At 42.8% G+C, this 25,178-nt stretch carries 23 protein-coding genes and 2 tRNA genes; 11 read left to right on the top strand and 14 right to left on the bottom strand.

Features of this window, described 5'->3' with window-relative positions; translation table 11 throughout:
• Positions 1-343: 343 nt before the first annotated feature.
• On the top strand, positions 344-598 hold the full coding sequence (locus QZT69_RS18720; protein WP_294680260.1) for a hypothetical protein: 255 nt from the start codon (positions 344-346) through the stop codon (positions 596-598).
• Here QZT69_RS18720 and QZT69_RS18715 read toward each other — a convergent pair.
• Entirely contained in the window at positions 595-1,359 is a 765-nt protein-coding gene (locus QZT69_RS18715; RefSeq protein ID WP_294680259.1) for a TIGR03915 family putative DNA repair protein, read from the bottom strand. The two genes, QZT69_RS18720 and QZT69_RS18715, sit on opposite strands and share 4 nt — an antisense overlap.
• Positions 1,356-2,615: a putative DNA modification/repair radical SAM protein gene (locus QZT69_RS18710; RefSeq protein ID WP_294680258.1), complete on the bottom strand. Its 1,260-nt coding sequence runs from the start codon at positions 2,613-2,615 to the stop codon at positions 1,356-1,358. Before QZT69_RS18710 ends, QZT69_RS18715 begins: the two co-directional genes overlap by 4 nt.
• Positions 2,616-2,786: 171 nt before the next feature.
• Here QZT69_RS18710 and QZT69_RS18705 point away from each other — a divergent pair, with 171 nt between their 5' ends.
• Genes QZT69_RS18705 through QZT69_RS18695 form a run of 3 tightly spaced genes read left to right on the top strand, consistent with a single transcriptional unit; the run spans position 2,787 to position 4,320 of the window.
• Positions 2,787-2,969 carry a hypothetical protein gene (locus QZT69_RS18705; RefSeq protein ID WP_294680257.1) on the top strand — a complete coding sequence of 61 codons (183 nt, stop codon included), beginning with the start codon at positions 2,787-2,789 and terminating at the stop codon, positions 2,967-2,969.
• Positions 2,970-2,995: 26 nt separating this feature from the next.
• Positions 2,996-3,181 carry a hypothetical protein gene (locus QZT69_RS18700; RefSeq protein WP_294680256.1) on the top strand — a complete coding sequence of 62 codons (186 nt, stop codon included), beginning with the start codon at positions 2,996-2,998 and terminating at the stop codon, positions 3,179-3,181.
• Complete coding sequence (locus QZT69_RS18695; protein ID WP_294680255.1) at positions 3,166-4,320, top strand: DUF692 family multinuclear iron-containing protein; 1,155 nt, start codon at positions 3,166-3,168, stop codon at positions 4,318-4,320. Before QZT69_RS18700 ends, QZT69_RS18695 begins: the two co-directional genes overlap by 16 nt.
• A gap of 86 nt (positions 4,321-4,406) precedes the next feature.
• Here the strand turns inward: QZT69_RS18695 and QZT69_RS18690 are convergent, their stop codons facing one another.
• From QZT69_RS18690 to QZT69_RS18670, 5 genes are all read right to left on the bottom strand, one after another.
• On the bottom strand, positions 4,407-6,113 hold the full coding sequence (locus QZT69_RS18690) for a T9SS type A sorting domain-containing protein (protein ID WP_294680254.1): 1,707 nt from the start codon (positions 6,111-6,113) through the stop codon (positions 4,407-4,409).
• Between the two features lie 165 nt (positions 6,114-6,278).
• Positions 6,279-7,133 (bottom strand): sigma factor, encoded by an 855-nt coding sequence (locus tag QZT69_RS18685; protein ID WP_294680253.1) that lies wholly within the window; start codon positions 7,131-7,133, stop codon positions 6,279-6,281.
• A 48-nt stretch (positions 7,134-7,181) separates the two neighbouring features.
• Positions 7,182-7,742 (bottom strand): hypothetical protein, encoded by a 561-nt coding sequence (locus tag QZT69_RS18680; protein WP_294680252.1) that lies wholly within the window; start codon positions 7,740-7,742, stop codon positions 7,182-7,184.
• A gap of 143 nt (positions 7,743-7,885) precedes the next feature.
• Positions 7,886-8,896 carry a hypothetical protein gene (locus QZT69_RS18675; RefSeq protein ID WP_294680251.1) on the bottom strand — a complete coding sequence of 337 codons (1,011 nt, stop codon included), beginning with the start codon at positions 8,894-8,896 and terminating at the stop codon, positions 7,886-7,888.
• A 371-nt stretch (positions 8,897-9,267) separates the two neighbouring features.
• Positions 9,268-9,351, bottom strand: a tRNA-Leu gene (locus tag QZT69_RS18670).
• Positions 9,352-9,653: 302 nt separating this feature from the next.
• Between QZT69_RS18670 and QZT69_RS18665 the strand changes: the two genes are divergently transcribed.
• Positions 9,654-10,727: an SGNH/GDSL hydrolase family protein gene (locus QZT69_RS18665; protein WP_294680250.1), complete on the top strand. Its 1,074-nt coding sequence runs from the start codon at positions 9,654-9,656 to the stop codon at positions 10,725-10,727.
• 85 nt (positions 10,728-10,812) lie between these two features.
• The gene (locus QZT69_RS18660) at positions 10,813-11,544 is read left to right on the top strand and encodes a hypothetical protein (protein WP_294680249.1); all 732 of its coding nucleotides are present in this window, start codon (positions 10,813-10,815) and stop codon (positions 11,542-11,544) included.
• Positions 11,545-11,633: 89 nt separating this feature from the next.
• Here QZT69_RS18660 and QZT69_RS18655 read toward each other — a convergent pair whose 3' ends face one another.
• From QZT69_RS18655 to QZT69_RS18640, 4 genes are all read right to left on the bottom strand, one after another.
• Positions 11,634-11,996, bottom strand: a complete 363-nt coding sequence (locus QZT69_RS18655; protein WP_294680248.1) for a hypothetical protein — start codon at positions 11,994-11,996, stop codon at positions 11,634-11,636.
• Positions 11,997-12,143: 147 nt separating this feature from the next.
• Complete coding sequence (locus tag QZT69_RS18650) at positions 12,144-12,569, bottom strand: hypothetical protein (protein ID WP_294680247.1); 426 nt, start codon at positions 12,567-12,569, stop codon at positions 12,144-12,146.
• 77 nt (positions 12,570-12,646) lie between these two features.
• Positions 12,647-13,000, bottom strand: coding sequence for a four helix bundle protein (locus QZT69_RS18645; RefSeq protein WP_294680246.1), 354 nt, complete (start codon positions 12,998-13,000; stop codon positions 12,647-12,649).
• Positions 13,001-13,208: 208 nt separating this feature from the next.
• Positions 13,209-13,291: transfer RNA gene (locus QZT69_RS18640), tRNA-Leu, on the bottom strand.
• Positions 13,292-13,457: 166 nt separating this feature from the next.
• Between QZT69_RS18640 and QZT69_RS18635 the strand changes: the two genes are divergently transcribed.
• Positions 13,458-14,177, top strand: a complete 720-nt coding sequence (locus QZT69_RS18635; protein WP_294680245.1) for a hypothetical protein — start codon at positions 13,458-13,460, stop codon at positions 14,175-14,177.
• Positions 14,178-14,225: 48 nt separating this feature from the next.
• Here QZT69_RS18635 and QZT69_RS18630 read toward each other — a convergent pair whose 3' ends face one another.
• Positions 14,226-18,560, bottom strand: a complete 4,335-nt coding sequence (locus tag QZT69_RS18630) for a PKD domain-containing protein (protein WP_294680244.1) — start codon at positions 18,558-18,560, stop codon at positions 14,226-14,228.
• A gap of 219 nt (positions 18,561-18,779) precedes the next feature.
• Between QZT69_RS18630 and QZT69_RS18625 the strand changes: the two genes are divergently transcribed.
• Genes QZT69_RS18625 through QZT69_RS18615 form a run of 3 tightly spaced genes read left to right on the top strand, consistent with a single transcriptional unit; the run spans position 18,780 to position 22,568 of the window.
• Positions 18,780-19,493, top strand: a complete 714-nt coding sequence (locus QZT69_RS18625; protein ID WP_294680243.1) for a M43 family zinc metalloprotease — start codon at positions 18,780-18,782, stop codon at positions 19,491-19,493.
• Positions 19,493-20,503 (top strand): PorP/SprF family type IX secretion system membrane protein, encoded by a 1,011-nt coding sequence (locus QZT69_RS18620; RefSeq protein WP_294680242.1) that lies wholly within the window; start codon positions 19,493-19,495, stop codon positions 20,501-20,503. Before QZT69_RS18625 ends, QZT69_RS18620 begins: the two co-directional genes overlap by 1 nt.
• Before the next feature lie 7 nt (positions 20,504-20,510).
• Positions 20,511-22,568, top strand: a complete 2,058-nt coding sequence (locus QZT69_RS18615) for an OmpA family protein (protein ID WP_294680241.1) — start codon at positions 20,511-20,513, stop codon at positions 22,566-22,568.
• A gap of 25 nt (positions 22,569-22,593) precedes the next feature.
• Here the strand turns inward: QZT69_RS18615 and QZT69_RS18610 are convergent, their stop codons facing one another.
• Positions 22,594-23,163: a Crp/Fnr family transcriptional regulator gene (locus tag QZT69_RS18610; RefSeq protein WP_294680240.1), complete on the bottom strand. Its 570-nt coding sequence runs from the start codon at positions 23,161-23,163 to the stop codon at positions 22,594-22,596.
• A gap of 75 nt (positions 23,164-23,238) precedes the next feature.
• Positions 23,239-24,051 (bottom strand): oxidoreductase, encoded by an 813-nt coding sequence (locus QZT69_RS18605; RefSeq protein ID WP_294680239.1) that lies wholly within the window; start codon positions 24,049-24,051, stop codon positions 23,239-23,241.
• 235 nt (positions 24,052-24,286) lie between these two features.
• Here QZT69_RS18605 and QZT69_RS18600 point away from each other — a divergent pair.
• A partial coding sequence (locus QZT69_RS18600; protein ID WP_294680238.1) for an APC family permease occupies positions 24,287-25,178 on the top strand: 892 nt, incomplete at its 3' end.

Below are 25,178 nucleotides of genomic sequence, written 5' to 3'. Positions count from 1 at the left end.
GACAGCTTCCGGGCTGGGGGATTCGGAAAATAAGTGTCCTTCTTCCTGTAATTCGAGGTAAGGTTCAGGTATGAACAGGAATTCCGGGACCAGGGCATGGATTTTTTCAGCAAGTGTCGTTTTTCCTACGTGATGAGCTCCTGTAAATGCAATTTTCATGACTTCTTATAATTATCCGGAAAGGTTTATGAATTAAACATGGGGTCATATCCTGACATCAGGTTTTTTAATAGTGGCAAAAGTAATTGAATCGTCGGAAAGCGGATCTATAACCGATGAAAATACCAGAATTGAGAACTGCATTGTTGGCATTCTTTTATATTTATGCTTCAAAACAAGATTTATGAATGAACAATCAAAAGCGAAAACCACAGCAGCCATTTTATTGGTTTTGTTTGTACTGGCAATAGTAGGATTTATTGGATGCATTGCTTTTGGACTGGAAAGAAGGAATTACTGGGTAACAGGAGTTTCTCTTAACAGGTCTTATGAAGTAGTAGCAGATACCGGACTGAATGGTGGTGCATTGGGCTGCGGAATTTTTGGTGCGGCGGCACTTTTTGCCTTTGTGAAAGTTTTCCTGGCTAAGACGAATTAAGATTTCTTCTCCACTAAATATTTCCAATAGCGTTTTGGAACGTGCTGTATATGCAGTTTGGTGTTTTTTCTTCCTTGTATATTAGTGCTTTTGAAATAATCACTCCACAATTCTTGAAAAAGATCTTCATCTTCGCCGAAAGCTTCTTTTGAAACACCATTTGCTGAAAGCAGTGAGTTGGGAATGAAATCAACAAATACTGCCTTTTCCAAATCGTAATAAATGCCGTAAGACCGTCGTGAATCAAAAATAAACCAGAGCTGATCAGCGTAGCGGTCCCTGAAATGGGGAAGTATCAATGGTAAAACATTAAAATCAGGATTGATCACCGAAAAATAGATCCCGTCTTTTGTCAGCTGAAAACGAACAAACGCTTCCATGCGGTGCTTTTCTCTTCCGACTGATTTAGCGGTTTGCTGTAATTGCAATACATCCGGGTGGGCGAAATCGCTTAAGACATTTTGCTTTGAATCAATTGCATAACGAATTACGCCAAGAATGGTGTCTTCGATGCTTTCTTTCTCACTGAGCCAGGCTGCCCATACCGTTTGAACACCTTTTGAACCGATTAGATCGAGCAGTTTTTTCCAGACACGTTTTGCCTTTTCTTCATCGGTCACAACGGTTTTTGTTTCAGTAAACAGGAGTGGAACGGTTATACCTTCTTTGCGAATATGCAGCTCTTTCCATTTGTATTCGTAGGTTTCAAAAACAACAGTCAGCATCCCTTCAAAACTTCCGTCATAGAGCAGCCAGATCATCCGAAAAGCGAAGTTTGGGTTCCCCATAAATCGCTGAATTTGGAGTTTCCGGCTGACAAAACAAGGTGGCGCAGCGTTTCCGGCGTGTATTGTTTTGTTTCAAGTGCCCGGTCCTTGCAGACAATGAAGTAACGGGCACGATTTAGAGAAATTCCCAGCTTGCGGAGATTTTCCCAGCCGAGTGATTTGAATCTGCGTGCAGCGATGATCTTTTGGGCGGATCTGACTCCAATTCCAGGAACACGCAGGATCATTTCGTAATCGGATTTGTTGATGTCCAATGGGAAAAGATGGAGGTTTCGCAAGGCCCATCCGAATTTCGGATCAATATCCAGGTCGAGATAGGGTTGGCCGGAATCTAAAATTTCATGAGCTCCGAATCCATAGAAACGCATCAGCCAGTCGGCCTGGTACAGCCGGTTTTCCCTCAATAGCGGGACTTGCGTCGATAGAGAAGGAAGCCGGTTATCGGCCAGTACAGGAACGTATCCCGAATAATAAACGCGTTTTAATTGAAATCCACGGTAAAACCGGTCAGCTGTCTGTATAATCTCGTGGTCAGATTCGTCTGTAGCTCCGACAATGACTTGTGTACTTTGTCCGGCAGGGGCAAATTTGGGTGTACTCAACATGAGTTTTCGGGTGTCATCAAGAGCCGTGATGGTATTCGAGATGAATCCCATCGGTTTCTCCATGGAAGTGAATGTTTTATCCGGTGCCAGCAGTTTTAGTCCACGTTCTGTAGGAAGTTCGATATTCACGCTTAGTCGATCTGCATACAGTCCGGCCTCTCGCATTAATTCGTCACTTGCCCCGGGAATGGTTTTCAAATGGATATATCCGTTAAACCGGTGTTCTGTCCGCAGTTTTTTTGCTACCCGAACCAAACGTTCCATGGTTGTGTCGGCATCTTTGAAAATTCCCGAGCTGAGGAATAATCCTTCGATGTAATTCCGGCGATAAAACCCTATAGTCAGATCAACAACTTCCTGGACGGTAAAAGCAGCGCGTTTTATATCATTGCTCTTGCGTGACACACAATAGGCGCAATCGAAAATGCAGTGGTTTGTCAGCAGGATTTTTAACAAGGAAACGCAGCGTCCGTCTTCGGTATAAGTATGACAAATCCCTGAAGCGGAAGCATTTCCAAGACCTTTCCCGGTATTTTTCCGGTCACTGCCACTGGATGAACAGGAAACGTCGTATTTGGCAGAATCTGCCAGGATGTTGAGTTTTTCTTGAAGCCGTTCTTGCATGAAGTAAAAATAGTAAAGATTATTTTTTAATCAATTTTTGATTAAAAAATATTTTATTAAAATTGCGACTGACTAAAAGCGAAAGGACTTATAATCAGCGAAAACAACACTTCAAATAATAAATTTGCCGTATTTCAGTTTATGTTTTACCTTTTGAAAAATTTTGAAACCATGAAACTATCTGCATCTTTACTACAGGCAATTACGCTCGGAGTCTCCGTAACAGCAGTTGCTGCTTCCACAACTTCCTGTGAGAAACAAGACATCAAGAAAAATACGACTGAGCGCGCAACGGGGACAGATGATTCTCACCCGTCAAATTGCGAACCCTGCCCGGCATGCGGAATGGGGTAATAGTACGTTTTTAATGTGTTTTTTCCATGAAGCTTTCTGCTAATCTGCTCCAGGCAATATCCATTGGTGTTGCCGTAAGCACTTTGACTTCGTCTTGTCAGCAAAATGAGGTGAATTCCGGTATGACAAGAAAAGAAAAAAAGGAAAAAAACCGACAGGAGAAGGAAGATCCGTCGGCTTATAAAAACTGCCCGGCTTGCGGGATGGGATGAACCGGTCTTCCAAAATTCATTCGGCGATTTCCTGCAACCTGGATAATTCCCTTTTGCAGGCTTCACTTCCATTATTTTCAGCGGAAAAAGTAGAAGCCATTGAATGGTCTTTTGATACTTTGTATAAGGTCCGTGATATTCCCGGTTGGTTCGTTGAATTGCTTCAGGCATTCGGAAGCGAAGGACGGCTCATCGGTCATGGGGTTTATTTTTCATTGTTCTCGGGGAAATGGACTGTCGAACAGCAGCACTGGCTGGATCACCTTCGTAAGATTGCAGCAAATTTCAGGTTCGATCATATTACGGAGCATTTTGGTTTTATGACCGGTGAGGACTTTCACAAAGGTGCACCGATTTCGGTTCCTTATACTGCTGAAATACTGGCTATCGGTATTGATCGTTTACAGCGCATCCAGGATGCATGTTCCTGCCCGGTTGGATTGGAAAACCTGGCTTTTTCCTATTCCCTTGAAGAAGTGAGGCGGCATGGAGAGTTCCTGGAAAAACTGGTTGAACCTGTCAATGGATTCATCATTCTGGATCTGCACAACTTGTATTGTCAGCTGCATAATTTCTCGCTTGATTTTGAATCGCTCATCCGGGCTTATCCGCTCGATCGTGTGCGTGAGATCCACATTTCCGGTGGAAGCTGGGAGTCATCGGGAGTGAAACCCGGACGCAGCATTCGCCGTGATACCCATGATGATACAGTACCGGAACAGGTATTCGACTTATTGAAAAAAGCCCTGCCTTTGTGTCCGAACCTGAAATTTGTGGTGTTGGAACAACTGGGAACGGCGCTTCATACGGTAGAAAGCCAACACTGTTTTCAACAGGATTTCGACAAGATGCAGGCAATTGTGAATGCATTTAATGCAGAAAATAAGCTTGTTTTAATGAATAATTTCCTGCCCTTAGAATTTCTTCCGCTACAAGAAACCGCTCCTGAGTCACTAAGACTTCACGGTCAGCAATTGGAGTTGTCTTCCATACTGGAGCGTACAAAAGATACGCAGGAAGCGTTTCAGTTACTCCAAAATTCTTCTTTGGCAAATTCGGAATGGAAAACTGAAAGTTGGTCGCCGTATATGCTGGAAACGGCAATGCGTATTGCTCAGAAATGGAAGCAGGGATGGTGATAATGATTCAATTTTGGAAAGAATAATTAAAATCAAAAAGGAGACAATTTTCATCATCTCCTTTTAGAATCTTTGGTGTTTATAGGTTATTGTTTCACAAAACGTTCACGATGCGTGTTTCCTTCTTTCGTAGTAATTTCCAGGATGTAAGCTCCCTGGTCAAGTTTGCCAACTGAAATACCCATCTCATTTATCGTGCGCTGATTTGCTTTTTGAGAAAGTACCCGATTTCCTTTCATGTCGTAAATAACTACGTCCTGTATTGTCTCCTCCTCATCCAGTGTTACGTTCAACAAATCGTTAGCAGGGTTTGGTGACAATGTCGGATCCGGATAACTGGCTGCAAGTGTAGGAGCAATACTCTGGCACAGGATGAATTCTTGTATCGGTCTGGCAGGGTTACTTGACGCATAAGGCGCTGTGTACATTGGAAGCGGGTTAAAGTTGCCCGATCCGACAATAATCGGATTGGTTGTTACAGTTGTAACCGGTACCAGTTTTTCACATTTAGATGCTTTAAGCAGTGAAGATACATTCAAATCAAAACCACCGTTGACGGTGTTTTGATTTACCAGGTAAGTACGGTCAGAATGACGGTTGTAAACAATCATATCAGGAGTATTGATAAACACGGAATTCCCGTTTTCCTCGTAATAGCTTGGTGATAAAGGCGAATTATTTCCGGATTGATACACTTTCGCTGCCAGGAAGGCCAGGTTGTCTCTCATAGAGATTTGGAAAGGTGTCAGCTGTTGGGGCAATGCTCCGAACGGTGCACTTAGGTATCCTCCTACCACAATCGTGTTGTTTTTGGATTGCTGCAAGCGGAAACCATTCTGGTCCACACCACCTCCGATAGGGTATGGTGTCATTTGATGACGAGTCCATGGTGTTAAGAAAATGCCCGTAAACGGATCACAGATTGCTATCTGGAATTGATGAATGACACTATTGTTTGCCAATAAGAAAACAACACCCAAAGGTGCATTGTACATCACTGAAGATCCTGCAAAACGTGAATTCGTATTGTCGACAATATTGGAAAAAGTAACAGTTCCGGCATAATCCGTTCCTACGGTAATCAGGTTTTGTTCTCCTGAACCGGGTGCATTACAGGATCCCGAGATAAAATAACCGGATCCGGGTACTTCCGTGATGTTTTCCAGCATGTCATAATCCCAAATACTGGCAGCAGGAAGGTCCATTTCAATCGGAGGATAAAGGATCGTATTGAAATTGTTGAGATCCACCCCGAGTACGAACCCGTATTTTGGTATCGTAGCATAATTGCTCGATGTAACTGTACCCAGGATTTCCGTACCAACAACTGTTACCTGTGCGGTCGATTCCGAACAAATAACCTGGTGAGGGACCATAGAATTCCCGTTGAACGTGTATTCCAGGGAACTTTGTACGGGAGCTCCGGTAGGGAGGTCCACTTCTGCAATAATCATTTTGTAGGGTGTACCGCTGGCAAGCGAAGATGTCATTCCTGTAAGAATAATCGTATTTGTGGCTTCCCGGATGGTAAAATCCATTAAAAAAACGGAATCAGGATAATCGACATAATAGGTGTTCAGGGGAGCTCCCGCAAGGGTACTGATTTTGAAAGTAGGAGTTAGCAAACCACTCGCCGGATTGGTTTCTGTAAAACCGCTGACCACAAAGTTCTTGTAAGTTTCTACCGATAAGTTCGGATGGTCCCAGCTTCCGTTAGTGATTTCCAGGATTCGTTGTGAGTTGGCAAAATTGGGCGCAAGAAGAAGCGCCACTGCAAATAGTGTTGTTCTCATAGTAAAGTGAATAATAGTTAATGACAGGAAGTTAATTCATTCTTTAGCCTAAGTCAAATCGAAAAACGTTAAATGTGGTTTTCCGACAAGATAAAGCACAAAAGAGATGAGGATAGTTATATTCCTAAATTTTATGTGATAAAAAGTTACAAATTATAACTAAGATTACTGCAGTTTTCCCCTGATTTTCAATTTATCAGGGTTTCTGACGAATAAAAGTTTGGTAATTTCCTCTTCGGTCATTTCTACATATTGCATCGAATCCAGTTGCTCGGTAGTACGGTTGAAAAGAAGTGCTGCCGGGCGTCCGTTTACGTATACGGACCTGTATTCGAATTGATTTTCCTGTGCTTCGGGGAGCTGTGTCACTCCAAGCAGGAACTTCACCACTTTTTCCAGTCCGAAAAGTGCTTTGAGTGCCGCGGCACGTTTACCACCGCCATCGCTGTAAAGTTCGATGTCATTCCGAAGCAGCTGGTTGAGTTCCGAGCGGTCCTGACCATGAAGTGCTGTTAAAAATGCAATGGTAAATGCGCGTTGTTTTTCAGGGTCTGCCTGGAGCGGTTTGCTTCGTCCCAGTTTTTCATGGGCGCGGTGAAGCAGCTGTCTGCAATTTTCTGCAGAAAGCCCTGTAATGGCGGCTATGGAAGTGTATTCTTCGGAGAAGCTTTCACGCAAAATAAAAACAGCTCGTTCGTTGGGATTCAGACGTTCCAATAAAAAAAGCATGCCGTATTCAAGTGTCGGAACAGGTTCCGGCTCCAGGGTGATATAAGGTTCCGGAAGCCACATTCCAACATAATTTTCCCGGATCTTTCGGAGTTCCTTCAGCCGATTGATACTTTGGTTCACTGCAATTCGTGCCAGGTAAGCTTTAGCATCAAGAACTTCCGAAGCTGACATCCATTTTTCAAAAACGTCCTGTACAACATCTTCGGCTTCCTCAACCATTCCAAGCATGTTATAGGAAATACTGAAAAGGTAGGGGCGAAGTGAGAATATTTCGGGTGTTAATTCCATACAATTAAAACTAGTAAAAATCTGCTAACCGGATTATTCGTGATCGGTTTAGTTAGCCCGTTTTTTCGCAATATCGCAGAGCATATCCGAATGAATGTTCAGCCCGATATTCCCGATGTTGTAATAAAACTCGGAAGAAACGATCCATACTATTTCGCAAATCTCGCGTTCACTATAATGTTTTGCCAGTTGATCGAAAAGTTCTTTTTCCATTTTGCGATCCTTAGCAAGCATAGTCACAAAGTCAAGCATCACACGTTCTTTGTCAGAGAACAGTAGACTGGATTTATAATCGATCAATGCATCGAATTTTTTTTGGTTCATGAATGACACGATGGTTTTTGCGCGCCCGATATCCATGCAGAATTCGCAAACATTGATGTGAGCAACCTGTTCGCGTATAAGCATAACGGTTTCTTCCGACAGCTGCAGTTTTCGGTCCAGTTTCGCAATTTTTCCCGAGAAGCTTCCAAAAGCTAAGGGCATGCGTACTGCTGAAACTTTTAAAGGTGTAATGACCTTACCGAAGCGTTTGCGGGTCATAAAGTAGATGAGTTTCCAAAGAAGGCTTTTCGGCTTCTCGATCGGTAATAAAAAAGGAGTATCCATAATCGTTTTTTATACCAAAGACCGGGATGAGGTTGTTTTGTGACAAAACGGATGAAATTTCTTGAAAATTTGTTTCCATTTCATAATTTCCGGACATAAAAAAGGCCACTCTTTTTCAGAATGGCCCTTCGTTTTTTGTGTTGTTACAGACTGTTCAAATAAGCTGTCAGTGCAGCCAAAGTAGTCGGCATCATGACAGGTATATTTGTTGTCATGCTTGGAGTAACAATAGTTGTAGCACTTCCGTAGAAGAGCTGGCCGTTATAGCTTGTAATAGCCACATAGGTTACCGTGTATCCTATCGGAAGATTCGCACCAGGATTGGCAAACCACCATCTTGGCGAAGCATTGTACATGTCAAGACTGAAAATAATTTTCTGCCCCTGCGGATTACAAGGTTCCAATACCACGTAAACCTGCGTGTTCGATTGATTGAAAGCAGCAGTTGCCGAAATGGTAACCCTGTGATCTGTGAACTGCACTCCCGGACAATCGTTGAACATGTCAATGTTGTATCTGCCATTACGGTCCCAGTTGAAGTTATAGGATTGCCCGCCTGGTCCTGGTGTAACAGGGTTTGGTATTCTCACCCACACATTGTCACGCGGCTGGTTTACAGATGGTTCACCTCTCCAGAGTGTCATTTGCGGATTAAAATCCGATGTAGCTACGTTCACTACAACACCACCGTCCAGCGCTTCGAGTGCTTCTCCCTGGTCGTTGAACATTTCGATGCTCATCGAACCGGCAGTCACGATTCCGCCACCAAAGCCTTGCCCCGCGCCAAAAGCACTTTGGGTCGGAAGGCCTCCGAGTCCATTATCTGCAAGCTGATCTGCAACGAACATACTGATAGTTACCTGTCCTGTTTCAAGACTTCCATCGGGGCGTGTTAGAACCGACCCGGCAATAGAAACTGTAACATTCCCGTCAGAACTGACAAGCTCACCACCATCCAGCGCATTAAACTGGGTAGTTGAGGTGTTTTGTGCTACATAACTTCTAAAAAGTTTACTGATTGGATCATCCGCTTTTTCAGTTTCGGTAGCGGATACCGGTTTTTTTGTCATCGAGGAAAGCTTTTTGTCTTTCTCGCAGGCCACAAACGTCACTCCGACGAACAGTGCGGCCACTGCTAGTTGTGTTAACTTCATGAATAATGGTTTTAAATTTGGTGTAAATTAGAAGGTTGGAAATGGCGGAACAAGTAAAGCTGAAATATTCACAAGTTATCCAATTTTAACATCTAAATATAACAATTTCAACATTTCATATTTTATTTTAACTAACATCACAGGTGAAACTAGTGATTTAATTCAGTTGAAATGAACGGGAATTGGGTGGTTTGAATGGGTAATGAAAAGTAGCTATTGTTGAGTAAATGAATTTTTTAAAGCTGCAATCCAACTCTCATTCTCGTTTTGTTTCTCACTCTGAAAATAAAGGCTGAGAAAGAATGAGTATGAGAACGAGAATGAAGACAAAAAATAAAGGCCAAGAAGAAAACTTCTCAGCCTTTATTTTTTGGTACCCAAGACTGGACTCGAACCAGCACACCTTACGGCACCGCCACCTGAAGACGGCGTGTCTACCATTTCACCACTTGGGCATCTGCACCACAAAGATACTTTTCTAAAATTAAAAAGACCATTTTCGGGATAATTTTAATTGACATGAAATGTAGATGAGATAGAGCAGCGACTTATTCATAAGATTGAATCATTGTTTAAATAAAATGAAGCAATTGCTTTCACATCAACTTCTCGTCCATCTTCATGGAATGAAAAAGGAAGCTGTCTTCAAATAAAGCAACTATAATCAGTTTATACGCGTTATTGATTAGGACGCTGTAGTTTATACAAAAAATCACCTCAGTTGTAGCTTAAAAATTAATTCTTAGAACCTGAACCAATGAGAACAATCAGTAAAAAAACAGTTTTGGTAATTTTCGTTTTGTGTTCCGTTACTTTATTCGGACAACAGACAAAAAGAGTGTTGTTTTTAGGAAATAGCTACACGTATGCCAACAACATGCCTCAGCTATTGGCTGATATGGCCAATTCAACAGGAAAAACATTGATTTTCGATATAAATGCTCCGGGTGGATATTATATAGCACAGCATTTAACAAACTCCACATCATTGGCAAAAATAGCAAACGGAAACTGGGACCATGTTATTTTACAGGATCAAAGCATGGCGCTTGCTTATCCAACTACTTTCATGAATTTTATGCCGTACGCTGTCAAAATTGATAGTGTAATCAAAGTACACAATCTGTGTGCCCAAACGATGTTTTATAGTACCTGGGGGAGAAAATCCGGGGATACTTATTTGTGTTCTCCGCCTCATTGCCCCGTTGACACCTGGATCAATCGAACCTACTACGAAATGGACAGCAGTATTACCTCACACTATAAGGTTTTTGCAGATTCTGTAAAAGCTGGGATGACGCCGGTAGGTGCATCATGGAGGTATATCCGGCAAAACTATCCTTCGATCGAATTGTTTCAACCCGATGACAGCCATCCATCCCTGGCAGGAAGTTATGCAGCAGCCTGTTGTTTCTATGCAACACTATTTAGAAGCGATCCGACGTCCATTACGTTCAATTCCGGGCTCAGTATTACTGACGCAGCAAATATTAGATTCGCTGTAAAACAAACGGTATATGATCATTTGGCAGATTGGAATGTGGGTCCATTCGATGATCTGCTGGACACCAGCTGTTTGGTTTTAGAGGTCGACAAAAATATGAATCCTAAAAATTGGACCGTTTTTCCAAATCCCGTGACGGATGTTTTGACTGTTGAATTTTTTGGAAATGACCCAAGAAACACCTTGTATATATACACTATGCAAGGTGTGTTAATGAAAGAAGTGGAGGTTGAACAAACAACAACTATCCCTTTCGATGAATTTTCGAGTGGTTTGTATATCCTTAAATCCGATGGTGAGCATACGGTTAAAATTGTCAAAAAATAAAATGGAGTAAACTTCTTTATTGAATTGTTTGGCTTTTTGATAAGCACCTGATTTTTCGACTAATTTTAATGCATAATCGAACCTTATGACAATACAAAATCGTATAATTGGAAAGCTGGTAACAATTCTTTTAATAGGAATTGGTTTTAGTGAAATTAGTTGTGCCCAGATTTTTGATCGACAATTTTATTTTGAGTGGGGTACAAATGGTTCTGATTTCACACTGGCAAACCTATCTCAACTCTCAGATTCACTTGCTTATATTGAATTCAGAAGTTCAGATCCAAACAATCGGGCCTATTTTGCCTGTAACTATTTATTCAGAAATGACACCTTGTTGATTACTGAAAGATCCGAAAAAAGTAAGCCCGGAAAAGAATTGGAATTAAGTTCGGTCCATTTTTTAAGAATGGGAAACGACAGTATCTATCTCCGGTTTGAATCTTACCAGTATTTTGATTCCAAACTACCTTATGACACGGTGTTTTTCGAAATAAACGGCAAGTATTATTATAAATCCGAGAGATGTTACTCCGATTACTGCGCAATTGCTTTTAGACCGAAAGAACGTAAATTCCAGGTGAAAGTTTGGAGCGGTAAAGAATTGATAGATACCTACGATGTCGAATTAAACTTTGTCGAAAATTTGGTATGGATGAAAAGATGGTTTTTTGACTCATCAAAGGTTTTTCAGCCAATGAGCTTTTATGAATCAAAATTTCCAACACATATCGAATATCAGGGGAAGATGTATGCGCTCAAAGTTAGTCTTCAGTCGAAACAGTTTCATGAAACTAAGTTCGCAGTGGAAAAATAAAGGAACAACACTTTACTTTCTGAATTGCTCTTCATTTTTGTGCGCAATTCGGTCCGGAAATAGAATCGGATATTTATCCAGTTAATACTTTATCCCCAACGTGATTCGAGTTCTGTTAAATCATTATTTAGAAGAGCACTAAAAGCATCTCTCATATCCTTTTCTGTTTGGTCAAGACGCTCACTAAGATAATCAGGTTCAAAAATCTCAACAGACTTAAACCATTTACGCTTAGTAATCACTTTTGGACCTTTGTAGAATATATAGAATTGGTTTGGCTCAATAATGGATATGGCTAGTGCGTGATTAGAATGTGTATTAACTAATTCCAATGAAGGAGAATAGAAAATTCTGGATTCATCAGCAGTCACTTGTTCATTTAGCATCTCAAGCCATGGGAATTCATTCAGGACCTGAATAAAATCTTCCTTACTAATAGTTCCTTTATCCACAATGTTCGGGTTCAGGGGCTCGCAAATAGTGTATTTAAACATCGCTCAAGATTAGGGATTAATTAGAGGTAAATATAGAAAGAAAAAGGAGATATCGGAAGTTATCTCCCTTATGGTATGCACAATTCGGTCCGGAACTAGAACAAATTAATTCACTTCAATCCATTTGTTGGTTTTCAGAATCTGTTTAGCTACGCTTCCGGATTTAGAACTAACACGGTAGCTTGAAATGAGGTGTTCGTTGTCATTTTGGTCCAGATAAATGGTTTGCATATAATAATATCCACTGGTATCGGGGGTTAATTGATCCATTTTAATATGAAAAGTTGCCGGGCTTAGACTCACATCATCTACATAACTCCTGGTTGCTTTTAGTATATGAACAGCATAAGTTGAACTTAGGTTTTTGTCTACCTCTTGAAAAGACGCTTTGTCTTCCCCTTCAATAAGTTCCTTTTCATCCGGAGGTACCCAACCACCCCAGGTTGTTTTTTCCAACTGTGATTTTACTGTGCAATATCCGATGAGCAGGATAGAAGCGAGTGCAAGCAGAATATAACTTAGAATTTTCATAGGTTCAATTAACTAATTACCAAAGGTATTAAAATACCGATTCTTTTCTGTGTGCATGACTGGACCTACCGACGAAGTCAATTCCCCATCAAATTCTCAATCATCCGAAACAACATCCGCGACAATTCATCTGCCTTTCCATAAAATTCTTTGAATTGTTCCTGGCTCACAATCTCTTCATCCAATAAACAATCAAACGCAGCAACGCATTCAAACGCAGAACCTCTTGAGATGACATAAAAGTTGCGCTTATCCGCTTTACTGAAACGACTGGTACCTTCTGCGATATTCAATACAATACTAAATGAAGCACGCCGCAATTGATTCTTTGAAACAGAATCGATGGTTTTGCTTGTACTGAGAAAAAAGCGTACCTCTTTATTAAACTGCTTGGCCTTCTTGTAAACTTCTAATTTTTCAAAATCGAACATGAATAGTAGTATTAAGATTTCTATTTAAGATAAGAATTTTTTTTCTGAGATTGAAAATAGGTGCGAAAAGTTAATTGTCTTTGAGGATTTCGCTCTCAATTCTCACACTCACTCTGAAAAGAATCGGGAAAAGAGTGAGTGTGAGAGCGAGAGAAGAGGGAAAAAAGAAATCGGGACCTTACTACCGTAAAATCCCGATTCTTTTTTGTGCGCATGACTGGACTCGAACCAGCACATCCGTAGGAAACCACCCCCTCAAGATGGCGTGTCTACCAATTTCACCACATGCGCGGTATTTATTTTGTTTACTCTGCGTGTCTACCATCCCGATAGCTATCGGGATCACCACATGCGCGGTTTGCGTTTTTACGCTTGCGAATATAGTACTTTTAAGTTTCTTTTTTATAATAAGAAAAACAAAAAACACTATCTTCATCCCAACTCAAACACTATTCACATGAAAACAAATCCACTATTTGGCTTGCTTTTGCTTGCAGGCCTTTTGTTTGCACAAACCGCAAACACTCAAGATATCCGGACACTTTACCGCAATGCAATGAGTAATGCCGTTTACCCGGATTCTTCAAAAATTGATAATAAACTGGTGCCCATTACGGCTAAGAATCCGGATCTCATCTGGAAGACTTTTAAAGGCGAACCGCACGTGTTGATGGTGACCTGGAAAAGTGTTTCCTACTACCCGGATGGGGGAGATTCGCTCTACAATACAGGGCCTTATTCCATTTGGGTAACTGCAGCTCCACAATTGAAAAGCTGGTTCCAAAAACAGCAGGTAACAGATACGAATCTGCGACTGAAACAACTATTGGGATTACCGCCTGCCGGAACAAATTACACCTGTTTTGTAGAATTTTGGGTAAAGCCTTCAGACATGTTTCGTCCATGTCCGGATAAAGAAATCAACGACCGTTCCTGTTCAACGTGTTTCCCGGATGATGCTTCCAAAGAGTACATCAGCTGGTTTAATGAAAGCCGCATCAGTCGCTATTACGCATGCAAGCTCTATGATCAGTATCCATGGACACAGCTAGGTTACACTTACGACTGGAATCCGCAAAATAAGACTCACGTCGGGATGAGTGAATTCGTGATCAATAAAAACGCGGTTGTTTATGTGAAACGGGTTTCAACAACCAGGGAATATTTGGCTCGATAATGATCCAAAACAGAAGAGGCGCAATTAATCGCGCCTCTTTCTCATTTTTTATCTCATTAGATTAATGTACCCTTTTTTCTCCAGTTCTTTGTCGCGCCAGTCGGTTGCCATGACTTTATAGGTATACGTTCCGTTGTTCTGAAGCATTCCTTTGTAATAACCGTTCCAGCCTTCTTCTTCATTGGAAGTTTCGAACACCAGTTCTCCCCAGCGGTTATAGATCTGGAAGGAAATCAGGTCTTTGATTCCCCATCCTTTTACGGAAATAACGTCGTTAACTCCATCGCCGTTTGGCGTGAAGGTTGTCGGAAGCTCAATAAATGTTTCCGGGTGGATCTTGATGATGAAGGTTCCTTCAGCCGTTGAGCAGCCCAAAACATCGGTCATGATGAGCGTATAAGTGATTTCTTCCAGTCCCTGTACTTCCGGGTTGGAACAAGTAAGACAACCTAAGCCTGTTTCCGGTGTCCATTGGAATAAAATAAAACCGTTTTGGTTGGAAACCGGCAGATTGATATAATCTCCTACAACGATGGTAGTATCGAAATAAATGTCCTGCAGCGGCTGAATAACCGTAAACTCGGCCTCAGCGGTACTGCTGCACTGCGTAATGGTGTTGAGCCCGGTTACCGTGTACGTGGTTGTTTGCCCGACGGTTGATAATGGGTCTGCGATAGTCGGATTGTTCAGCCCGGTTGTCGGTGACCAGCTCCAGCTCATTGAAGGGTCCGGCGAGAAAGCATGGAGTTGTCCCTGGCTGTTGAAACAGATGGTGTCACCCGTTGCGGTAACTTCCGGCAAAGGATGCACAATAACTTGTTTGGTTATTGTATCCCGGCAGCCGAATGTCGGATTGTAAACTGCGAGTGAGATAGAGAATGTATCCGTAGTTGTATACGTATAGTTGAATGAAGCGGCTCCTGAGGCCGAAGTGGCATTATTTCCGAAATCCCAGTTATAAACCGTCGAGTTCATGGAATTGTTTGTCAAAAGCAATGGTTCTCCCAAACAAAGCACCGTATCCAATTCGTCGTTGCGGTCAAATTCGGCTCTGACTTCACGGATAAAGACTGTTTTTTCGACCGTTATCGGACATGCACCGGTAGAATCTCCAAAAAGGGTAAGCTTAGCAACAGTTTGCCCGGATGGTGGAATAAAATTATAGGTATGTGAGATCGGGCTTACATTCGCTGTGTCCAACCCGTCACCGAAATCCCATTCGTAACCCACCACATCGGCAGTGTCAGACAAGGTGAAGGTAATGTCTTCGCCGCGGCAGATCGTCTGCGGGGTCAGTGTGAAATCGCCTTCCGGACCCAGAACTCTGAAAGGTTTTGCCAAAGTATCCTGGCATCCGAAAGTTGTTGAAACAATCAGTTCGGCAGTATAATTCCCGGTTGTAAATGTAAACGTAGGATTGGCGATAGTTGTGGTTTGTCCCGGTGTAAAAGTCCATTGGCTGGTAATCGGTGAAGTCGAAGTAGACGTATTGGTGAACGCAATTACAGCAGGTGTACAGAAGGCATTGGCATCTACTCCGTCGAAATTTGCAATCGGGTAGTCCTGTACATTCACCACTTTGGTCACAGTTCCCTGGCATCCCGATGAGACTTCCTGGAAATGCAGTTCAACGGTATAAGTTCCTGCACTCATATAGGTATGTGTTGTCGGATTGGATGTAATTCCCGATGTTCCGTCGTCAAAATCCCAAGAGAAAGTAAGGTTAGAACCCATTGCGGTATAATCGGAAGCGTTGAAAGTGACCGGTGCTCCTGAACAGAAGTTTGCAGGTATTCCTGGCGAAGTAATGCTGCTGATTGGTGTGTAAAAGGAAAGGTTTTGGGTCAGGGTGTCAGTACAACCCAATATGTCAGTTACGGTCAAAGATACCGGAATTGTTCCTGTACCGAAACCTGTTCCTGGTCCGTAAGTATGTGTGGGATCTTGCAGTGTTGAGCTCGTCGCATCCCCAAAATCCCAGCTCCAGCTAACCAGTGTAGTATCAGAAGTACTGGATTCGTTAAAGTTCACGCTTCCCGGAAAACAAATGGAAGTAACGTTCATCACATAAACCGGGTCGACGTTGTAAACACGTATTTCCTGTGTTAAGGTGTCTTTACACCCGTTGATATCCGTCACAACCAGGGAAATGTCCTGAGGTCCGGAAGCAGAAAATGTAAGCGGGCTGGCAGGGCTTGATGTCGTAATCGGTCTGATTGAAGGATCTTCGAATATCCAGGTATAACCACGGTAACAGTTCGAATAGACATCAACGGAAGCTGCAGCATTAAAAATGTAAGGACTTCCACCGCAATAGGAGTCCAGGGTACTAAAACCGGCCTGGATGGTTCGCACGGGAAGCAGGAAAGTATCTCTTGAGTCCGGGCATCCGGAAGTAGCGTTAGAAGCGGTCAAAATAACCTGGTAATCACCCGAAGCAGCATACGTATGTGTAAAATTGCCCGGAGCGGTGTGTGTATTCCCGTCTCCCAAAGCCCAGCTGGTAGAAGTCGCTCCCATACTTTGGTTCTTGAATTGAACATCCAGCGGGGCGGAACAATCGTACAAATAATTGAACTTCGCAATCGGACCTTTTACTTCGACATAATCATTCTTTGTAACCTGGGTAATACAGCCGTTATAAATGGCAGTCAGTGTTATATTGAAAAGACCGGTTGTATCGTCAAATGCCATTGTCGGGTTCTGGTCCTGGTAACAATGTGACAAGAGCTCTCCGTCGGAGGAGAAATTCCAGGCATCTACATCGGGATTGGCAATGAGATTCGTAAAGGTGATACTGTCTCCCGGACAAACCGAAAGCGGCGCAGCAGAAAAGTCTATGGAAACCGGTGCACCGACCTCTATAAATATGGTGTCGGAAATATCGAAACAGCCGGCATCATTCGTTGCGGTTAGTACAACCGGGTAAACACCTGCTGCTGTGAATGTATGTGTATGAGGAGTGTTGGAGGTCAGTGTAGCCTGTGTGCCGTCTCCATAATCGTAATGCCAGGTCACCAGCGGTTCGTTCGATAAGGATGAATCTGAAAAAGTAACGGTTAGCGGACCACATCCGTCAACAATATCCGGCATGAAGCGGGCAAAAACAGGGTGTATCGTATCAACGATTGTAGCTGTGAATGTACAACCTGCGGCGGTTGTTACGGTCAGGGAAGTTGTCAGGTACCGTGGTTCGCGACGGTAATAAGTAGTATCCGGAAGTTCGTACAGGTGTGAAGGATTAGCCACGGAATCAATTTCTCCGTCTCCGAAAGTCCATTCCCAGTCTACAATAGTTGCTGTTGTAGTAACGCTGTAATCGATTGTTACAGGACTTTGACAGGAATAGCTTGGGTCTGAATTAATCGTAAAGGAAGGATCTTCAACAAAGACCGGAATGATTGTGTCTTTACTGCATTGACCGTTTTGAGAGGTAATTGTCAGCTGAACATTTTTAATTCCCGGGGTGCTGTAAGTCACAGAAGGGTTCAGACCTGTAGAAGTTGCCGGTGAAGCACCCGGACCAAAATTCCATTGGTGAAGACCCGGAGAGGAAGTCGAAACGAAGTTTACCAGCGCATTTAAACAGACAGAATCCGGAGCATCGAAATTAGCTGTCGGTTCCCCGATGGATACATTTTTGGTGACTGTTTTTACACAGCCGTTGGTATCGGTAATTGTTAATGTCACGGGATACAATCCGTCTACGGTGTAAGTTTGCGAAGGCGGATTTTGTGTCGTATAAGTATTCGAATTTCCCATGTCCCACGAATACGTTAGCGGAATGGTGGAAACGGAAGTATTGGTAAATGCAACCGTTAAAGGACCGTTACAGGCAAATGCCGGGTTCGGGTTTGTAACAAAATTTGCAGTTGGATTCGATAAACTGATGTAATCATCAAAGATTGAAGTGACATTACAGGATGGGAAGTTAGTAATTACTCCAAGGGTTACATCGTAAACTCCCGGTGTGGTGTAAGTAAATGTCGTGTTTTGTCCGAATGCCCCTGATCCTTGTCCGAATGCCCATTGATAATTCGTAACACTAACACCGGAGGGTGTGGTTGCACTTCCCTGCAATGTGACAGTAAGCGGTGAACATCCCTGTAACGGTGATCCGGGAATGATTTGTGGAACAGGTTTCGGGTAAACCGTAATGGTAACCGTTCCTACAATGGGTCCGGTGGTTGTCTGCCTGAATTCCACGACATAAGTTCCCGGCGTGGTAAATGTATTGGAAGGATTCTGAAGGTTAGAGCTTGCTCCGTCCATGAAGTCCCAATACCAGCTGGAAGCCGATCCCGGTGCTGTAAAATTGACGGTCATGGGAGCACAACCTGCATTGATGTCTGCTGTCTGCGTGAACCCGTAAATTACTGGCATTAAAAAGAGTGCCAATAAAAAGGTTTTTATTCGGGCAGATGTAATTGATAAGTAGCTGTGGATTATCAAGGTCAATCGTATTTAAGTCCTGTAAAACTAATTTTTTTTTTGTAGTTAACAAAATTTTATATTTTTGCAATAACTTCAAAACTTAACATGCACAGATCAATCCCGACTATTTTTTTTCTAGTGTTTTTCGCTACTGCATTCAGTCAAACGATGGATCGTTTACCGTGTGTGGACAAAAAGTTTAGTGTAGTTGCTCATATTTTTCTGGATTCGCTCGGAGCACCGGGTGTTACGGAAGCCCAGATTAATCAGGCTTTTGCAGATGCAAGTGCTGATTTTTCTCCCATTTGCATTTCTTTCGAAGTGTGTGAATTTATCTATCATCCCGAATTCGAATACAATATTCACAATGATCAATTGCATTGGGATGAGCTTCAGGTGTTGTATCACCAACAGAACAGGATCAATGTTTTTTATGTAAATACGATTGCAGAACCTGCCAATGCATGTGGGTATGCTGGATTGGGACAAATCGAAAACCTGGAATCCAGTGGGATAGTTATCCAAAAAACAGCTAATTGCTGCGGCGGACGAACACATTCTCATGAGCTTGGACATTATTTCAACCTGGAACACACTTTTGAAGGAAGCGGTATCGAATTAGCAGACGGATCCAATTGTGAAACTGCCGGAGACGGAATCTGCGATACTCCCGCTGATCCTTATGTGCATCCTTCGCCAATGGCCAATTATGTCGATGGCTGCACTTTTATTTTCATGGGACAGGATGCAAATGGCGATTATTACGACCCGATCGTAGGAAATATCATGTCCTACTACCCGGATGAGTGCGGATGTGGTTTCACGCACGGACAATTGAAGAAAATGGCTTTGTATTACCTGGATAACATCGGAATGTGGTAATGAAAAAAGCAATCATTCTAATTGTAAGCTGTTTATCAGCAATTTTAGATGTCGACGCCCAGGACATTCACCTTTCGCAATTCTATACCCAGGACCATTTGTTGAACCCTGCTCTGGTAGGTGATCATAAAGGAGATTACCGGATCAGTGCAAACTACAGGAACCAGTGGAGACAGATTGAGAGTCAGCCTTTAACAACCTATGTGGCGGCTTTCGACAAGGCATTCCATTATTATTCGCATGAAATTGATGCCGGATTGGTGGTAGTACGTGATGAGTTCAGTGGATTCCAGTCACAGACGACTAAAATTTTCCTTACCGGAGCTTACACTTATACGCTGAAAGGAAACATCCTTCGTGGCGGAATTCAGACGGGGATAGTGTCCAATAGCACGAATCTTTCCGTTCAGACTTTTCCCGAACAATGGGATTATCCGAACGGGACATTCAACCAGGCATTGCCAAATATGGAAACCAATCTAAGACGATCACAAATGTACTGGGATTTGAACCTGGGAGCTTCCTGGGAACGAAAGATCAGGAAAATCACCTACAAAGGTGGATTGGCGGTAAATCACATCAATCGTCCGAAAGATACGTACTTTTCCCAGCAGGTCGAAAGACGCCGCATGCGGAAAGTGGTTCACGGAAGTGCAGAAATTCCATTGACCAGTGTACTTACTTTGAAGCCACAGCTGCAGTGGATGTGGACCACGAAAGCACAGGAATTCCTATTGGGTGCGAACTTGGAAAGTAAACTGAGCAGTCCGGTAATTACAAAAGCATGGGCAGGAGTTTACTACCGTCACGGTATTTCCAGAACGCTCGACGCAGTTTACCCGGTAGTTGGTTTGAGTGTTAACCGGTTCGATATCGGTGTCAGTTATGATTTCAATGTTTCTTCTTTAAGTAAATATGTGAAGCGCGTTAAATCGATCGAAATTTCGATTATTTACACCGCTCCGAGTTCTAAACCCAAATACAGGATCGTTCCTTGTTCCCGTTTATAAATCAGCTATGACAAAAAAACTGCTTTTCCTGTTTTTGGCATTTCACTGCATGCACTTTGTTTCGGCACAGGAGACACATCCGGGCGATCTGTATGAAAAGAACGACATGAGAACACGGAACCTGGCACGCGAAGCAAAGCGCCAGGGTGATATTTACGTGGCTTTGGAGCATTATCACCAGCTTTTTTTGCGCGACTCGAATGATTTCGGCGTTTTGCTCGAAATGGCAGATCTTTCCAGGCTGACACACGATTATGTGAAAGCGGAATCCTATTACACACGCATTACCAAATCTTCCAAAGGAAGCAAACATCCGGAAGCATGGTTTTACCTGGCCCAGATGCAGAAATCCAACGGAAAGTACAAAGAAGCAACCCAGTCGCTGGCAAACTTCAAGAAGCAGGGCGGGAAGGTTGATCCGGACATGAAAAAACTGGCGAAAGCCGAATTGGAAGGCTGCACACTTGCCATTTCATTGGCCGATTCAGCAGCAAAAACTTCCGTTTTTCCAATGATGGGAAAAGTAAATGGAAAGCATGCCGAATTCTCACCGATACCGGTTTCTGAGAACAAAATCATTTTCGGATCGTTGCGCGCTTCCGAGGAGAAAATCTATACCATTGGGGAATTTGATACCCTGGCACCGAAACGAAAATTATACCTGGCAGAAAAAGACGGTGATACCTGGAAAAACCTGGGAGAGTTCGAAGAATTCAATGATGACGCATTCGATATTGCAAACGGAACATTCTCATTGGACAGCTCACGTTTCTACTTTACCAAATGTGCCCAAAACTGGCAGTATAAAACCATTTGTGAGATTTACGTTTCCAAAAAACGCAACGGGAAGTGGTCAAAGCCGGAAGCACTGAACGAATTGGTAAATATGAAAGATTTCACTTCATCACATCCTGCAATGGGAAGAGAATCGAAGAAAAATAAGGAAGTACTTTACTTTGTTTCCGACCGGGAAGGTACCAAAGGCGGAATGGATATCTGGATGGCTGAATACGACGACCGTAAAAAGACTTTCCGTAAACCACGAAACGTTGGTTCCAAAATCAACACTCCGGGTGATGAGATGACTCCGTATTACGATATGAAGTCCAAAACGCTTTATTTCAGTTCGAACGGCCGCCCCGGAATCGGTGGAATGGATATTTTCAGTGCTGTGGGAGACGCATCTACCTGGCAGGAACCCAAAAACCTGGGACTTCCGATCAATTCTCCGGCAGATGACCTGGATTTTGCACTGCGTCCTTCGGGAAAAGGAGGTTACCTGGTCTCAAACAGAAAAGGCGGGAATTCCCTGTACCATGAAACCTGCTGTGACGATATCTATGAGTTCAATTACCTGAAATTCATTACCGCGACCTGTGACCTGGAAGTACAGGACAGCAAAACAAAAGACTGTCTGAAGAACGGTGAACAGATCAACGTCTACATTGTGGATGAGGACGGAAAACTTCTGGTACAGCAGACCAAAAGCATCAATTGTATCAATGAGGTGGAACTACGCCCCGGATTTGAATACGTGATCGAAGTGAAAAAAGACGGTTATTTCAATGAAATGGTTCCGGTTTCGACCAAAAATGTGACTACTTCCAGTAAAATCCCGGCTAAAATTCTTTTACGCAAGAAACCGGTTGAACCGATGGTCCTGAAAAATGTCCAGTTTGAGTACAACAGCGCCACACTGAGCGCTGCTTCGAAGAAAACACTGGATACCACATTGGTAGAATTCTTTCGCAAGAATCCGGAGTTAATCATTGAATTGAGTGCACATACCGACGATAAAGGATCTGATGATTTCAACATGAAATTGTCCCAAAGACGCGCAGAAAGCGTAGTAACTTACCTGATCTCGAAAGGAATCCCGAAAGAACAGCTCATCGCAAAAGGATACGGTGAAACAAGACCTATCGCTCCGAACAGCAAACCTGATGGGACCGATAACCCGGAGGGGCGTGAACTAAACCGCCGCACGGAATTCAAGATAGTCGGAGAAGTAAACCCGGACGACTACGGAACAGAAGAGGAAGTCATCGAGGAAAGCGGGGAATAGAGTTCGGGAAAGTTACACGTTCGAATCAACGCGTGTTCTTACGGATCCTGCTTAGCGATGACTGCGTAATTCCTAAATAAGAAGCAAGTTGTGATAATGGAATCCTATTTGCCAATCCCGGAAAGTTTTCAAGGAAATGAACGTATCGTTCTGTAGCATCTTCTACCATCATAGTGCTGACTCGGTTTAATTTATCCGCCAATCCTTTGGCTGTTATTTTGGAAACAATTAAATCCCAGCCGATAATAGTCATGGACAATTCGTCCATCGCACTTTTTGAAAATGCCAGGTATTCACAATCCGTAACGGCCTGAATGTATTCTGTAGACGGAATTCCCTGGTTGTAACAATTAATATCTGCAATGAACCGGATCTCGTCCATAAAATACTTCGTGATATCGTTGCCCTTATTATCGTAATAACAGATCCGGATAATGCCTTTGGTAAGGAAAATGATTTCCCGTGGTGTTTTACCTGCTTCCTGGTAATACGCATCCTTCTTAAGTGTCTTCAAAACTGCTTTGCTTTTCACCAGGTCAATTTGCTGTTGATTCAATTGTCCGAACTGCAGGATGTAATTCATCAATGATTCCATTTCTTAGTTGTTTTTAACGCATTGCATACTTGATTTCTCTGCGGTTCATTTAATGTCCAATTTGATTCCTGATAATTACTTCATGCTTCTCATCAGCATTTTATCAAACAGTTTATCCGACAAGATTTTCCGCATGAACAACATCGGTCTTGCCATTTTTCCTCCAATATAACGCGTTTTTGGGTTTTTCGCTTCGATTCCGCTTAGGATCAGTTTTGCAATCTCAATAGGGTCTGAATCGCTTTTCTCCATTTCCCCGTAAACTTTCGCCAGGCCTGAAGCCAATTCTTTGTAAACCGTATTACCTGAAACACGCATCAAGTCAACAGCACCCAGGTCTTTCATTTCCGATTTGATTCCTCCGGGTTCGATTACAATGACATCGATACCGAATTGCCTCACTTCATTACGCAGACTATCGCTCAAACCCTCAATTGCAAATTTACTGGCGTGGTACCAGCTTCCCATTGGAAGTCCAATCTTTCCGCCGATGGAGGAGATATTTACAATCTTCCCGAATTTATTTTTCCGCATTTCTGGAAGTGCAAGCTGGATTAAACGGGCTGCTGCAAACAGGTTTATTTCCAACTGGTTTCTGGCTTCATTCATCGGAACATCTTCCAAAGCGCCATAGGAGCCCAATCCGGCAGAATTTACTAAAATGTCGATACTTCCGGATTCCTCTAAAATCCGGTCTGTACACGCGACAATACTTGAATCACTTATTACATCCAAAGTGATCGGAATAACTCCATGCTCTTTCAATTCCGCTAATTTGTCCGTTCTTCTGGCTGCTCCATACACCTTGTAGCCGTTTTGAGCGAGATAAATCGCTGTTGCTTTACCTATTCCTGCCGAAGCACCTGTTACCAATACTGTTTTTTTCATCATTCAGAATTTTTAATTGAACACAGCAAAGGTATTGGGACAAATGCGGAAAGAATTTGCCATTTGGCAAAAAGTGTCATTCAGAGCTTTTACGTTTAATGCTCTTAAATATAAAGTCAGTTTACCCAAGGAAACTACCGTTTTATGCTCATTTACAGGATCTCCAATCCACCATGTCTAAATTCTGTATGTTCATTTGTAATTCGGAATTCGAAATTCGTAATTTTGAATAACTATGTTGGAAAGACGATTAGGACTTGGACAAGCTACTGCGATAAACATGATCGACATGGTTGGTATCGGGCCGTTTATCACCCTGCCGATGATCATCACGATGATGAACGGGCCTTATTTCTTGTATGCCTGGCTGGCCGGAGCACTTTTGTCCTTTGTCGACGCAACTGTTTGGAGTGAATTGGGAGCTGCATTCCCGAAAGCTGGCGGGTCTTATAACTTCCTGAAAGAATCTTACGGACCAACAAAAGCAGGTAAGCTCATGAGTTTCCTGTTTGTCTGGCAGACCATGATTCAGGCACCACTTGTAATTGCCTCTGCAGCAATCGGATTTGCATCGTATTTTTCCTACCTTCTTCCTTTAAATTGGTACACTTCCAAGTTGGTTAGCGGGGGAGTGGTGGTACTTATTGTTTTGCTGCTTTACCGGAAAATCGAAACAATCGGTAAGATCAGTGTTTTCCTGTGGTTCGGAGTAATTTTCACGATCTTGTGGATTGTTGCAGGTGGAATTTCCCATGGGAATTTTTTAGGACCTATCAAGCACATGAACGACGGATTGACGGTCAACTATGCATTTATTTCAGCCATGGGCTTTGCAAGCGTGAAAACAGTGTATAGTTATTTGGGATATTACAATGCCTGCCACCTGGGAAGTGAGATCAAAAATCCAACCCGTAACATTCCCCGCAGCATGTTTCTTTCCATAGCGGGAATTTCGGTACTTTATTTAGCGATGAATATCAGCGTTACGAGTGTTGTTCCCTGGAATGAAGCCAAAGACAGCGAATTTGTTATCAGCTTGTTCATGGAACGACTGATGGGAAGTACAGCTGCAATTGTGGTGACCTGTCTTATTCTTTGGGTAGCTTTTGCTTCCTTATTCTCTGCAA

This window comes from uncultured Fluviicola sp. (assembly GCF_902168135.1).
In the GTDB taxonomy this organism is placed as follows: domain Bacteria; phylum Bacteroidota; class Bacteroidia; order Flavobacteriales_D; family Crocinitomicaceae; genus Fluviicola.
The sequence above is the reverse complement of the archived record's forward strand: the minus strand, read 5'-3'. Positions and strand labels throughout refer to the sequence as shown.

Bases quoted from the DNA above. Each gene is read 5' to 3' on its own strand.
- QZT69_RS18715 (WP_294680259.1), bottom strand. From the start codon at position 1,359: ATGATCTGGCTGCTCTATGACGGAAGTTTTGAAGGGATGCTGACTGTT.
- QZT69_RS18625 (WP_294680243.1), top strand. From the start codon at position 18,780: ATGGATCGTTTACCGTGTGTGGACAAAAAGTTTAGTGTAGTTGCTCAT.
- QZT69_RS18620 (WP_294680242.1), top strand. From the start codon at position 19,493: ATGAAAAAAGCAATCATTCTAATTGTAAGCTGTTTATCAGCAATTTTA.
- QZT69_RS18660 (WP_294680249.1), top strand. From the start codon at position 10,813: ATGACAATACAAAATCGTATAATTGGAAAGCTGGTAACAATTCTTTTA.
- QZT69_RS18675 (WP_294680251.1), bottom strand. From the start codon at position 8,896: ATGAAGTTAACACAACTAGCAGTGGCCGCACTGTTCGTCGGAGTGACG.
- QZT69_RS18690 (WP_294680254.1), bottom strand. From the start codon at position 6,113: ATGAGAACAACACTATTTGCAGTGGCGCTTCTTCTTGCGCCCAATTTT.
- QZT69_RS18630 (WP_294680244.1), bottom strand. From the start codon at position 18,560: ATGCCAGTAATTTACGGGTTCACGCAGACAGCAGACATCAATGCAGGT.
- QZT69_RS18610 (WP_294680240.1), bottom strand. From the start codon at position 23,163: ATGGAATCATTGATGAATTACATCCTGCAGTTCGGACAATTGAATCAA.
- QZT69_RS18635 (WP_294680245.1), top strand. From the start codon at position 13,458: ATGAAAACAAATCCACTATTTGGCTTGCTTTTGCTTGCAGGCCTTTTG.
- QZT69_RS18720 (WP_294680260.1), top strand. From the start codon at position 344: ATGAATGAACAATCAAAAGCGAAAACCACAGCAGCCATTTTATTGGTT.
- QZT69_RS18685 (WP_294680253.1), bottom strand. From the start codon at position 7,133: ATGGAATTAACACCCGAAATATTCTCACTTCGCCCCTACCTTTTCAGT.
- QZT69_RS18605 (WP_294680239.1), bottom strand. From the start codon at position 24,051: ATGAAAAAAACAGTATTGGTAACAGGTGCTTCGGCAGGAATAGGTAAA.
- QZT69_RS18645 (WP_294680246.1), bottom strand. From the start codon at position 13,000: ATGTTCGATTTTGAAAAATTAGAAGTTTACAAGAAGGCCAAGCAGTTT.
- QZT69_RS18680 (WP_294680252.1), bottom strand. From the start codon at position 7,742: ATGGATACTCCTTTTTTATTACCGATCGAGAAGCCGAAAAGCCTTCTT.
- QZT69_RS18650 (WP_294680247.1), bottom strand. From the start codon at position 12,569: ATGAAAATTCTAAGTTATATTCTGCTTGCACTCGCTTCTATCCTGCTC.
- QZT69_RS18665 (WP_294680250.1), top strand. From the start codon at position 9,654: ATGAGAACAATCAGTAAAAAAACAGTTTTGGTAATTTTCGTTTTGTGT.
- QZT69_RS18615 (WP_294680241.1), top strand. From the start codon at position 20,511: ATGACAAAAAAACTGCTTTTCCTGTTTTTGGCATTTCACTGCATGCAC.
- QZT69_RS18710 (WP_294680258.1), bottom strand. From the start codon at position 2,615: ATGCAAGAACGGCTTCAAGAAAAACTCAACATCCTGGCAGATTCTGCC.
- QZT69_RS18705 (WP_294680257.1), top strand. From the start codon at position 2,787: ATGAAACTATCTGCATCTTTACTACAGGCAATTACGCTCGGAGTCTCC.
- QZT69_RS18700 (WP_294680256.1), top strand. From the start codon at position 2,996: ATGAAGCTTTCTGCTAATCTGCTCCAGGCAATATCCATTGGTGTTGCC.